Annotated in this window: 10 protein-coding genes; 6 read left to right on the top strand and 4 right to left on the bottom strand. The window is 47.1% G+C overall.

All coding sequences use genetic code 11. From position 1 onward, the window contains the following. Positions 1-175: 175 nt before the first annotated feature. Positions 176-1,357 (bottom strand): glycoside hydrolase family 130 protein, encoded by a 1,182-nt coding sequence (locus CBE68_RS18460; protein ID WP_087507698.1) that lies wholly within the window; start codon positions 1,355-1,357, stop codon positions 176-178. A 106-nt stretch (positions 1,358-1,463) separates the two neighbouring features. Beyond that, positions 1,464-2,867: an MFS transporter gene (locus CBE68_RS18455; protein ID WP_087507697.1), complete on the bottom strand. Its 1,404-nt coding sequence runs from the start codon at positions 2,865-2,867 to the stop codon at positions 1,464-1,466. Positions 2,868-3,259: 392 nt separating this feature from the next. On the opposite strand from CBE68_RS18455, the gene CBE68_RS18450 reads away from it, so the two are divergent. The 6 genes from CBE68_RS18450 to CBE68_RS18425 all read left to right on the top strand — a co-directional run bounded on the left by CBE68_RS18450 (position 3,260) and on the right by CBE68_RS18425 (position 10,653). Continuing rightward, positions 3,260-4,261, top strand: coding sequence for a LacI family DNA-binding transcriptional regulator (locus tag CBE68_RS18450; protein ID WP_087507696.1), 1,002 nt, complete (start codon positions 3,260-3,262; stop codon positions 4,259-4,261). A 249-nt stretch (positions 4,262-4,510) separates the two neighbouring features. Further along, positions 4,511-5,689: an AGE family epimerase/isomerase gene (locus CBE68_RS18445; protein ID WP_229744817.1), complete on the top strand. Its 1,179-nt coding sequence runs from the start codon at positions 4,511-4,513 to the stop codon at positions 5,687-5,689. Positions 5,690-5,699: 10 nt separating this feature from the next. Further along, positions 5,700-7,052, top strand: coding sequence for a glycoside hydrolase 5 family protein (locus CBE68_RS18440; RefSeq protein WP_087507694.1), 1,353 nt, complete (start codon positions 5,700-5,702; stop codon positions 7,050-7,052). A gap of 22 nt (positions 7,053-7,074) precedes the next feature. Next, complete coding sequence (locus CBE68_RS18435; protein WP_158100672.1) at positions 7,075-8,940, top strand: sulfatase-like hydrolase/transferase; 1,866 nt, start codon at positions 7,075-7,077, stop codon at positions 8,938-8,940. A 77-nt stretch (positions 8,941-9,017) separates the two neighbouring features. Continuing rightward, positions 9,018-9,530, top strand: coding sequence for an NUDIX domain-containing protein (locus CBE68_RS18430; protein ID WP_087507692.1), 513 nt, complete (start codon positions 9,018-9,020; stop codon positions 9,528-9,530). Positions 9,531-9,660: 130 nt separating this feature from the next. After that, on the top strand, positions 9,661-10,653 hold the full coding sequence (locus tag CBE68_RS18425; protein WP_087507691.1) for a LacI family DNA-binding transcriptional regulator: 993 nt from the start codon (positions 9,661-9,663) through the stop codon (positions 10,651-10,653). Between the two features lie 83 nt (positions 10,654-10,736). Here the strand turns inward: CBE68_RS18425 and CBE68_RS18420 are convergent, their stop codons facing one another. Both CBE68_RS18420 and CBE68_RS18415 read right to left on the bottom strand, forming a co-directional pair. Next, on the bottom strand, positions 10,737-11,207 hold the full coding sequence (locus CBE68_RS18420; RefSeq protein WP_143824629.1) for a hypothetical protein: 471 nt from the start codon (positions 11,205-11,207) through the stop codon (positions 10,737-10,739). Between the two features lie 17 nt (positions 11,208-11,224). Then, positions 11,225-12,091 (bottom strand): hypothetical protein, encoded by an 867-nt coding sequence (locus CBE68_RS18415; protein WP_087507689.1) that lies wholly within the window; start codon positions 12,089-12,091, stop codon positions 11,225-11,227. Between the last annotated feature and the right edge of the window lie 126 nt (positions 12,092-12,217).

Here is a 12,217-nt window from a genome sequence, read left to right as displayed (position 1 = left end):
ATGATGCTTTTCTCCGACTCAATCAACGGCGTATTGTCCCGACTGACCTCGCCATAAAAGCCACCATGGTGTTCATCAACTGTGTAGGTCGCCCACCAATCGGCAATACTCTCAGCCTCGCGGTGTGCGGTTTGCTGCCAATCCAGCAACTGCGGCGCTAGAACCTCGCTCATCATTACTCTCCGTCTTTCAGGAATGCTAAGTTGGCATCAATTAGCTTGTTACGCTCAATCACAGAGGTCGCTGAGCGCAAACCATCTTCCGGCGTGTTTTTGCAGTAATCAATCAACTGATCAACGGTTGAAGTAGCAACGTGCATACGGGTATCTGATGATGCGTAGTAGATGAACACTTCGTTGTTTTCGTTGACTACCCAGCCATTGGCGAATGTCACATTGGAGACATCACCAACACGTTCCGCACCTTCTGGGGCAATGAAATGACCGGCAGGCATGTGAGTCACTTTCCAAGGTTGGTCCAAATCAGTCATGAACATGTACAGCACATAGCGCAGTCCAGCAGCGGTGTTACGAACACCATGGGCTAAGTGCAACCAACCGTCATCGGTTTTGATTGGTGCTGGTCCTTGGCCATTTTTGATTTCTTTGATGGTGTGGTAAACCTTGCCATCAACAATCAGCTCTTCTTTGATTTCTGCATTTTCCATGCTGTCAGCCAAGCCCCAGCCAATACCGCCGCCGCTGCCAACAGAAATGAAACCATCTTGCGGACGGGTATACAGCGCATACTTGCCATCAACGAATTCAGGATGCAAAACCACGTTGCGCTGCTGACCAGAGTAAGTAATGAGATCTGGCAAACGCTCCCAAGTCACTAAATCCTTGGTACGAGCGATACCACATTGTGCTTCAGCTGCTGACAAGTCATGGGGTTGAGCTTCATCTTTGCGCTCGGTACAGAACAAGCCATAAATGTAACCGTCTTCATGAGCAGTTAGGCGCATATCGTAGACATTAGTATCTGGGCGGTCCGTTTCTGGCATGGTGACTGGGTGAGACCAGAACTTAAAGTTGTCGACACCATTTGGGCTTTCTGCCACTGCAAAGAACGACTTACGATCGTTACCTTCAACTCGAACTACCAACAAGTACTTGCCATCTTTATAAATAGCACCGGCATTCAATGTTGCGTTAATCCCTTGACGTTCCATCAAAAAAGGATTGGTTTCAGGGTTCAAGTCGTAACGCCAAGTCACTGGCACATGGCTGCGCGTCACAATCGGATTTTGCCAACGCTGGTAAATGCCGTTGTTCCTTGCCTGCGGCGCATTGGCTCGGCTTAGCAGCTCTTCTTGCTGGGCAAACAGTTCGTTCACTAACGCTTTGTAATCACTCATTTCTGTATCTCAACTTATTTTGCTATTGGCTACAACCAAATCGTAACCGTTTACATTTTAATCTAAATTTTTTACTTGCTGGCGAGCCAGCGCACATACTTAACAATTAATTTTGTGATTGCTCACTGACGCGACGGGCGTCAAGCTCTTCGCTCACCTTCAACATGTAATGATCGGTGAGTTTGTAGAAGATCATAAACAAACCAGACAGCGCCGCACCTATGGCTGGTAAGAAACTCACCATGTAGCGCAAACCTTCTTTGGCAAATTCAGTCTGCTCAGCATTGGCTTCATAGCCGAAGAATGCCAGCGTCCAACCGGTCAATGCACCGCCCAAAGTCCAGCCCATTTTCTGTGAAAATGATGATGAAGAGAAAATCAAACCCGTTGAGCGACGCCCCGTTTCATACTCGGAGTAGTCGGCAATATCGGCATACATGGACCATAACAATGGAAACACGATACCAGCACAGGCACTGATCAGTACTTGTAGCACCAACATCAACATAATTTGATCTTGGGTTAAGAAGAAGAAGAATATGCTTAGGCCAGCCGCAAGGAACATCGCTACCATAAAGGTGTTGCGCTTACCCACTAAGTTGGAAATTGGCTGCGCCAACACAACGCCGATGATGTTAGCGGCTTGACCGAGTACCAAATAAGCAGTCGTCATACCAAAGGTCATGCCCATAATTGCTAAATCATCAGCTTGGACAAAGTACTTGAAGTAAAACACTGCCGCACCGTCGCGCATGCTGTTGAAAATCAACGTCGACAAAGCCGCGCCGAGCAAAATAAACCATGGCTTATTGGTGGCCAGATTTTTCAAATCTTCTTTCAGGTTACTTTTTTGTGCCACTGGCGGCGCAATGCGCTCCCGTGTCCAGGAAAACGTCATGTAGAACAAGAAAGCAGCAATACAACCATAAACAATCATGGTCATCATCCAGCCCATCTGTGGATTCGGCGTGGCTGACATGTTGGTGAAGTAATTGGTCAGCGGATCAACCAATACAAACGCGAAGATACTACCGGCAAAGGCGAACACCATACGGAACGATGCCAATGAGGTCCGATCCGAGCTGCTAGAGGACATGACACCGAGCAATGATGCGTAAGGCACATTGACCGCCGTATAAGCCATCATCATCAAGGTGTAGGTGACATAGGCATACGCCAGTTTCGCTGTTGGTGACCAATCTGGTGTGGTGAACGTCAACACCCCAATCACAGCAAATGGAATCGCCCCCCACAACAAGAACGGGCGGAATTTACCCCATCGGGTGTTAGTGCGGTCAGCGATAACCCCCATGACAGGATCATTGGCGGTATCCCAAATACGGGTTAGCAAAAACATGGTACCAACAGCCGCAGCAGAAATGCCAAAGACGTCGGTGTAGAAGATCAGCAGATAGACTGAAAACATCTTCCAGAACATTGATGACGCAAAGTCACCGAATCCATATCCTATTTTTTCTTTAACTCTTAACTGGGTTTCTGCTGAAGTCATATCAATATCTACTACCAAGCAAACTTACGAATTAAAACCGAACGATTGTGCCGTTCGACCAACAACCATCATTGGAGTGCCAATGCTAATTTTGTGAAGGCGGTCACAAGATAATGAAACAGCCACCGACAAAATGTTACAGATTGACTCCCCTACCAAATCCACCAGCTCCACAAAAAATAACAACTTAAACCTTTATTTTTAGTGACTTACAAATTAAATGGCGCATTCAACTGAAATTCAATACGCCAACCTTAACCGGTTACATTTTGCTTTTCCACTATTTTAATCTGTGTAAAACTCAAATTTGTGAGATCGGTGTAATATGTTACATTCTGCTACTGAAAGAGCAGAAATGTGCTAAGCAAAACAATCCCAGGAGTGGATAAAAGATGTCGAATATTCGTGATGTAGCAAAGGTTGCAGGCGTTTCTATCGCTACTGTCTCTAGGGCTCTAAGTGCTCCGGAAACGGTTTCAAAGAAGAGTCTGAAAAAAGTGCATGATGCCATCGAGCAAGTGCAATACAAACCCAATATGCTCGCTCGTAATTTTCGACGCCACCGCGCTTTTACCATTGTTGTGTTGGTGCCGAATATGGCCAACACCTTTTTTGCTACCGTGGTTCGCGGCATTGAGGATGTCATGCAACAGCATGGCTTTGGGGTCTTGCTTGGCGACACCCGCGACCAACGCAAACGCGAAGAAGAATATTTAAAATTGGTTGAAACTCGCCAGGCTGATGGCGTGATTCAATTACGCCCTTATTGGGAGGGCGATTCAATCCTACCGAAGGACGATATCATTGCTGTCAACGCGGCAGGTTGTGAAGACACGCCATACCCCTGCGTGCGGATTGATAACGCTGGTGCGGCGAAAACAGCGACCGATTATCTACTGTCATTAGGACACAAGCGAATCGGTGTGATCACCGGTTTATCCGAGAACCCACATACCATTGACCGTCTCAAAGGTTATCGCCAATCCCTTGAAAATGCAGGCATTGATAGTTGCGAAGAGTGGGTGGCTGAGGGCGAATTCACCATGTGGTCCGGACTGAATGCTGCGCAACATTTCATTCGCATTCCGAAAGAAGAACGACCTACGGCGATCCTATCAATGAACGATGAAATGGCCATTGGTGCCATCAAGGGATTTCGCGCTGCCGGTATTAAAGTACCTCAAGAAATGTCTATCATTGGCTTTGATGATATTGAAGTATCCCGCTACGCTGAGCCAGCACTAACCACTATCGCTCAGCCTGCCGAAGAAATTGGCAAAGCAGCCGCCAATATGCTTTTACGACTCATCGAAGGCAAAGAATTGCGCCAGTCTGACTACATCTTGCCGTATGAATTTGTGGTTCGCTCAAGCTCAGTGCCCTTTTCCGGTTAATCATTCGATAACTTATTGAAAAAAATGGCCAAGTCACCTTTCAGTCGTGGCTTGGCGTTGCTCCCGCCTCGCTTCTCCCCACAGCTGCCGTTGTGATCTCTAACACGGCTCCATGAAAAGACCCTTGAAACGAAACTGTAACCGTTTACAATATTTCGTAAACGGTTACATTTTTAATCATTAACAGGTTGTACTGCGAATCAAGCAGCACGCCTTTGACAACATTGAGCGATTTTAAGAGACAACGACATGCAGCAATCACCAACGCTTGAGCAGCAGGTTGATCGATTCCAGCAATGGATGAGTAATCAAGCATTGCCCCTTTGGACTTCTACCGGCATTGAGCCAAGCAGTAATGCCGTCTATGAACGACTAACCTTTGCCGGTGCGCCAGATCAGGCGATTGCCAAGCGAGTAAGGGTTCAAGCTCGACAAATGTTTAGCTTCTGCGTCGCAGAGGAATTTGGTTGGACTGGTAGTAACCGTCGTCTGGTCAACGATATTTGGCGGTTTGCTCGTATCCACGGACAGCACCCAGAGCATAGTCACAGCTATGCTCATTTAGTCGACGCTAGCAATCAAACCGCTGATAGTAAGCAAGATTTGTACGATATCGCATTTCATTTGTTAGCCGCAGGAACGCGCTTTAGGCTGTATCGTCAAGCGATAGATATTGATCATGCCGAGCAGTTATTGGCTCATATTGATGAACATTTTGCTGCCGATAACGGCGGTTGGTACGAAGGCGACTATGACGCCCCAGTGCGCCGCCAAAACCCTCATATGCATTTGTTTGAAGCCTTTATGACGCTCTATGAGGCAAGTGGCGACGGTCTTTGGTTAGCCAAAGCCGGCGAGATTTTCACCTTATTCCGTAATGTCTTCTTTGATCACAATGACGGCGTCCTGCTGGAGTTCTTTGATAATGACTGGCAGCCAGCTTTGGTTGATGGCCAAACTGTCATTGAACCTGGGCATATGTTTGAGTGGGTTTGGCTACTTGATTGGTACAGCAGCCTTACTGGTGTCAAGGTAAAACACTTCTGTGAGCGCCTCTATGAAAACGGTTTGCTCATCGGCAAAGAGTCTAGTAGTGGCCTAATCTACGATGCCACCACACCGCAAGGCGAGATTATCCACGCCACGAAGCGCAGTTGGCCGATGACTGAGCTGATTAAAGCAAGCCTAGTGATGGCCAAATGGCAGCCCGAGATCTACGAGCAGAAAGCGGCCGATGCCATCGCCTTGTTGTTCAAACACTACATCGAACCTGCCGCTAGTGGAGCTTATGTTGATCAGCTCGATGGTAACAACGCCATCTGCTCCGACGTTGCGCCCGCTAGCACTTTATATCACCTGATAGTCGCCCTCGCCGAGTCAGTGCGCTATCTCGACCGCTCCGGTCTCAGTCAATCCTCACCGCTTTAAGGATTTTGGGATGAAACATCTGTTGAAACTCGTAGCAGCTACAGCGCTGCTATCTCAAGTCGGTTGTCAAAGCCAACTGTCTGCGCCAGCAACCGCCACCATCAGTGGTGACGCGTCATTCGTCCGAGTAGAACAGGGCGAGTTTGTGCGCAATGGATCTCCTTACCAATTTGTTGGTTTCAATTACTGGTATGGGCCACTGCTTGGCACGAGTGAGGAAGGTAAAGCACGGATGATCCGTGAGTTAGATCTGATGCAACAATACGGCATTACTAACTTACGTGTTCTAGCCGGTGGTGACGGCGGACAGACCGATTCGATGGTCAATCCGGCACTGCAATACAAGCAAGGCAAATACGATCAAGCACTGCTCGAAGGCTTGGATGTTTTGTTGGCAGAAATGGCCAAACGAGACATGGTGGCAGTGCTTTATCTAACTAATAATTGGATTTGGTCTGGCGGTTTTGCCCAGTACCTCGAATGGAATGGCTATGGTGAAATTCCAAGCCCATTCTTGCCCCCGTATGATTGGGATGTGTTTCAAGATTACACCATGCAATTCCACTCATGTGAGCCATGCATGGATGCATTTGCCAACCACGTCGACTTCATTGTTGGCCGCACCAACAGTGTCACTGGGGTCAAGTACACCGATGATCCAACCATTATGTCGTGGCAAGTAGCGAATGAACCACGCGTTCGCAACGCCGAACACGAGCCGGCTTTCACCGCCTGGCTCAATCGTACCGTCAGCCAAATAAACGAGCTGGCTCCAAAGCAACTGATTTCCACTGGAGCTGAAGGCGAAGCGGGAACCTACAAAGAGAATCCTAATGCTGCCGGTACCTATGGTGACATCGAAGTGTGGAAACGAGTCCACGCTAACCCAGATATTGATTACCTGACCATCCATGTGTGGCCTAAGAACTGGTCTTGGTACGATCCCAACAATGAGCAGCCATCTACTCAATTAGCTATTGATAATGCAAAGGATTATATCGCTCGCCATTTGGCTGTTGCGAAGCAACAACAACGACCAGTCGTGCTGTCGGAATTTGGCTTCCCACGCAATCAAGAAAAGCTCGAACGCGATGCTGATGTCACCTACCGCAATATGTTCTTTGAGGGCGTGTTTGGCGAATTGCTGGCCACCGATGATCGCACCTTTGCTGGGGTCAACATCTGGGGCTTTGGCGGCGAGGCCAAACCGGCCAAAGATATGACCACTGGCAAATGGCAAGCGGGTGATGATTTCTCTGGTGATCCACCACAAGAACCACAGGGGCTAAACTCAGTGTTCTCAACTGACACCAGCACATTGGAACTTATCAAACAGTTCAATGATGACATGCAAAAGCGCTAGTCATGCATTACCGGAGTAAATGATGAAGTTTGTAAAAACATTTACCTGGGTATTAGCAGCCGCCTGTATGGCGGCTGTGTTGCCCGCTCAGGCAGCCAAACAACCCAATATTGTGCTGATTACAGCAGATGATTTGGGATTTGACGACCTCAGTATCCATGGCAATTCAGTTGTCACTACCCCCCATCTTGATCAGTTAGCCAAGCAATCAGTGCAGTTTTCCGACTTTCAGGTAACGCCGGTGTGTTCCACCACTCGAGCGGCGTTGTTGACCGGTCGCCACCATTACAAGACTGGTGTATCTGGCGTTCACGGCGGACGTGACTTTATGAAGCTGGATGAAGTACTTGTTTCTCAGCTTCTGAAAGAGAATGGTTACGCCACTGGCACATGGGGCAAGTGGCATGTCGGTAAAACGGCGGGATACTACCCTTGGGATAGAGGCTTTGACGATGGCTATTATGCCGAGCTCTATGTCCATGAAAATAGCATTGGCTTGCACAACGGCAAGGCTGTGAAGCATAACGCTTGGGTATCTGATGTCATCACCAAATACGCCATCGACTTTATCGATGACAACAAGCAACAGCCATTTTTTGCCTATTTGAGCTTTCTTGCTCCCCATGAACCATGGTTAGCACCCGATCAATTTGTCGAGCCATACCGCCAAAAAGGCCTCCGCGAACCGGTTGCCCAACTGTATGGCATGATCAGCGAAATGGACCACCACATCGGTCGCCTGATGGCATACCTCGATGAAAGCGGCTTAGCGGACAACACCATTGTATTGTTCTTATCAGACAATGGTCCTTGGTTCGATTCCAGCAACCTAGGGGCAATGACTCAGCAGGAATGGCAACAACGCAATCCGAACCAATACAATGGTAACAAAGGTCAAGCTTGGCAAAACGGCATCAAGTCACCTTTGTTTGTGCGCTGGCAAGGGCAGTTTCCTGCCGGCAAAGTTCATCATTTAACAAGCGTCATGGATGTAGTGCCAACGCTGCTGGAACTCACTGGCACTAAACGACAAGTGGCGCAGTTGCCTCTCGATGGCGGCAGTTTCGCTGCATCATTGCAACAGCCCACACAAGCAAAAGCCATTGAGCGACCAACCCCGGTGATGGTTGCAAGTCACGATGTCATCGCCAATAAGCCGCTGTTTAATCAGTGGACGCCGGTAGATGATGTCGCCAAGCAGGCCATCAACCCTAGTGAACAATGGGTCGCATGGCGCACTGAACAGTATAAGTTGCACCAGTTTCCACCGATGGATCGAAAAGGCTACCCTCGCCCACATCAAGGCTACGTTTTGGTCGATATGAAGGCTGATCCAAAAGAGCGAAGCAATATTTATCTCAAAGAGCCAGAGCTTGCCAAGCGTCTGACCGCTGAGCTGCTAGAGGGTTATCAAGCCATCATAGATAGCCCCGACAGCTACAAACCACCGGTTTATCAAATCGCCCTAGAGCAAGCGGATGTCTCTGTGGTCAACGCGTTTGGACCGTCGGCAACCTGGGGAAACACCCGCAGCAAAGCCCACACCCTGAGCCAGCTCAAACAAATGGGTGATGGTGCCATGTATGACATTCACGTCCATCAAGCTGGCCGCTACAAAGTCTACCTAAAGCAGCGCCAAGCCATTGCCGCAGCCGGAATGGAAGTGGCGTTAAAGCAAGGGCTACAAACTCTCGAACATGAGTTGGATGAAACCGAGCTGCAACTGCTGGGCGAGCTTGAGCTCGACAGTGGCCCGCAAAAGTTCAGTTTTGAACTCACCGGCAACCAGAGCATGAAGCACTGGGCTTCACTCGATGGCTTGCGTCGCTTCTTTTTCGTCAAAGTAGACAGTCAAGCGCAACCTGAAGACTTGCCATTGCCAAATTAATCACTGGCAATGGTGCATCGCTGGCGCTACAGTCGAGTAATTGCTGTAGCGCTGGCCGCTCACTGTTAGAGAACACCATGGAAGACTTCAGCCCCACTTACTGCCCACAATGCGGTGAAGCAAGCTTCACTAACAAACATGGAACCTGCTATGTCTGTAGCAGCTGTCAATTCGAATACTTTCACAATACCGCTGCGGCAGTAGCTGGACTGCTTGAGTGGCAAGGAAAAATCTTACTAACTCGTCGCGCCAAGGAGCCTTTTGCTGGCCGGCTTGATTTGCCGGGCGGCTTTATCGATCCGGGCGAATCTTTGGAACAAGGCCTAAGCCGCGAAATAAACGAAGAGCTTGGTATTCATGTGACTCAATGGCGTTACGTCGCTTCTGGCGCCAACCAATACTTGTACAAAAACGTGCGCTATAACACCATGGACGCACTGTTTGTCGCTAGCTTAGATAGCAAACCTCTGCTTGCTCTCCAAGAGTCTGAAATCACCGAAGCCATATGGGTCGAAAAACACCAATTTGATACCAACGAACTGGCTTTTGCCTCTTTACAACGGCTCACCAAAGCCTACCTACAGCAGTAATCACCACCACTAATTGACCACCAAGTGAACCGGTTCACATTCTAGCTGTAACGCACCTGTTTCAGTTGTTACAGGACAGTGTTAATCTGTGATAAGTAACATGATTGCAGTTGTTTTAGGAACGAAGTAAGTGGCAACCATCAGAGACGTTGCGAAAGAGGCAGGATTAAGCACAGGGACAATTTCTAAAGCTCTGAGCACTCCCGAGCGTGTTTCGCCGAAAAACCTCGCAAAAGTTGAAGCGGCAATCAAAAAGCTCAACTACAAGCCCAACATGCTGTCGCAGAAATTTCGCAGTAAACAGTCCAATACCATCGTGGTGCTGGTGCCCGATATTGCCAACGTGTTCTTTGCCAAGGTTATCAGCGGCATCGAAGCAGTTGCCCAAAACGCTGGCTATAGCGTGCTGTTAGGGGATACTAAAGACTCGCCTGTGCGTGAAGCGGAATTCATCAAGATGGTCGAAACCCGCCTTGCTGACGGCATTATCAATTTGCGCCCTTACACCAGTGACTCGCAGCTTCCGCAACAAGATATCACTGCCGTCAGTGCCACTGGCAGTGAAAACACCCCTTATCCATCGGTTCGAATAGATAACGCCGGAGCCGCAGCTCAAGTAATCGAATACTTGCTTAGCCTCGGCCACCGTCGAATTGGTGTCATCAGTGGTTTAAATGACAACCCACACACTCAGGATCGGATGGCCGGCTATCAGCGCGCGTTGACCAAAGCCGGTCTCCAATTTGACCCATCGCTAGTGGTTGAAGGTGATTTTAACTTTGCTTCAGGGTTGAATGCAGTCAGGCAGTTTATCCAGATGGAAGATCGGCCAACCGCTATTTTCTGCATGAATGATGAAATGGCCATCGCTGCCATCAAAGGCTTTGTTGATGCAGGCTTAAATGTGCCAGAGGATATCTCTGTGACGGGCTTTGATGATATGGATGTTTCCAGTTATTGCCGCCCTACCCTGACTACAGTAGCGCAACCAGCCGAGCAAATCGGCGAGCAATCTGCTGAGCTACTGCTGGACTTGATTGCCGGCAAAGCACCGCAGCAAACAGAGTATGTCCTGGCCCACGATTTTATCGTCCGCGGCAGCACCGCAGCGGTGCGCACGTAACAAAGCGGCTCTTGCTCGATACTAGAGTTGCTGACAAAAGGATAATCATGACAAAAGATTTGGAGAAAATAGATAAACTTCTTTTAAGGACAGTTTGATTTGGGCTGTATTTTTATTAAAAAAGAAACTCCGGATTTACTTTCTTTGCCAACAGAAACTTGCTGTATCGACACAGTACTATTTCCTTTTGGCAACAAAACAGACTTTAACCCATAGGTCCATTCTGTTCCTTTGCCATTAAGGGATATCAGTTCAAAAAACTGCGGCTCGTAAGAAACTGTTTTAATACCATCCTGATACACCGACAGTCGATACTCACCAATGTCTGCAACCTTCCCCATATCTACACTGCTATCAAAAACAACAATCCAAGAACATTGAACATCAATCGACACATAGGCATTTAAGCCACCATCAAAATATGTATGGTCCCAATCTGGATCTTGACAGCCAAACATAATTAATGGGATTGCAGAGCAAAAAACATACAGAGCTATATTTTTAAACACATTTATCCCTACAAATAAAAAAACACTACGGACAGCGTTATTCATTCAGTAATTAATCTATATTATTTTGCTGGCGTCATATATGCCAAGGTACAAAGAAACTCCGGACTATATATTCTTTCCTTTTTTTTACTGAAGGTGCCAAATAGAACCCACTCCCCTCCTCTTGGCTTATTAATGAGTACATCTGAGAGGTTGTCACGAACGACCCAATAATAGTCATCTTGGAAACGAAGTAAGTCATGCCCTTTTATGTGCTCAATCTGCCCATTAGATTTGAATGTAAAAAATGAATTTCTTAGGCCATACCCTTTAGATATTTTCAATTTATCCTTGGGTGACGACTGTTTGAACTTATTTTGTTCGCCCATCATCTTGTCAAAATCTAAAGTTCCGTCTGGCTTATACCAATTGGAAGCTTGACATAAGGTTGAAGGTTCAGTTCTTTCATATATTGTTTCTTTAACACCATCTTGGTAGATATCAACAACAGCTTTCCTCATTGTATGATATCCAATTTCATACAAGATCTTTCTCTCATCCCATATATCTTCTAACGTTTTCCCTTCGCGATCATTATCGAATTTGTAGTCTTGAAGCCTATAATAATCAAGCTCGACCTTCTTAATCTCAGCCAAAGTCATTGGCTTGAAACCCACCAAATCGAATGCAGAATCAGAATAATCCAAGTCATTGCAAGCACTTAACTCTTCAATCTCAAAACGATTAAAGGATTTATAAATTTCTTTACAAGCTCCCTTATCACCACTATAAACAGTGCGAAAGTGAAAATTTAAATCATCGGTTCGTTCATTTGGGTTATTTATATCTTTTTTGGAAAAAAACTTGAAAGGTATTTCGTCATTTTTACCCCAGCCTGATTGACAAAAAAACACTAAAACAATCAAAGCAAAAATTGAAAATTTCATTAGTTAATGACGCTCTTTGCTAAGGAATCCCCTCATAATATTGATTCCTTTCAATAAGATAGACACGCATGAGGCGATTTGATCTAATTACTTTCGCCAAAAAACAAACAGATAAACACCCCATGC

It is taken from the genome of Neiella marina, from assembly GCF_002165625.1.
Taxonomy (GTDB): Bacteria; Pseudomonadota; Gammaproteobacteria; order Enterobacterales; family Neiellaceae; genus Neiella; species Neiella marina.
Note: the sequence above shows the minus strand (reverse complement) of the source record. Positions and strands in the feature narration are given on the sequence as shown.

Coding starts and splice junctions, on each gene's coding strand:
- CBE68_RS18460 (WP_087507698.1), bottom strand. CDS start 1,357: ATGAGTGATTACAAAGCGTTAGTGAACGAACTGTTTGCCCAGCAAGAA.
- CBE68_RS18455 (WP_087507697.1), bottom strand. CDS start 2,867: ATGACTTCAGCAGAAACCCAGTTAAGAGTTAAAGAAAAAATAGGATAT.
- CBE68_RS18450 (WP_087507696.1), top strand. CDS start 3,260: ATGTCGAATATTCGTGATGTAGCAAAGGTTGCAGGCGTTTCTATCGCT.
- CBE68_RS18445 (WP_229744817.1), top strand. CDS start 4,511: ATGCAGCAATCACCAACGCTTGAGCAGCAGGTTGATCGATTCCAGCAA.
- CBE68_RS18440 (WP_087507694.1), top strand. CDS start 5,700: ATGAAACATCTGTTGAAACTCGTAGCAGCTACAGCGCTGCTATCTCAA.
- CBE68_RS18435 (WP_158100672.1), top strand. CDS start 7,075: ATGAAGTTTGTAAAAACATTTACCTGGGTATTAGCAGCCGCCTGTATG.
- CBE68_RS18430 (WP_087507692.1), top strand. CDS start 9,018: ATGGAAGACTTCAGCCCCACTTACTGCCCACAATGCGGTGAAGCAAGC.
- CBE68_RS18420 (WP_143824629.1), bottom strand. CDS start 11,207: ATGAATAACGCTGTCCGTAGTGTTTTTTTATTTGTAGGGATAAATGTG.
- CBE68_RS18415 (WP_087507689.1), bottom strand. CDS start 12,091: ATGAAATTTTCAATTTTTGCTTTGATTGTTTTAGTGTTTTTTTGTCAA.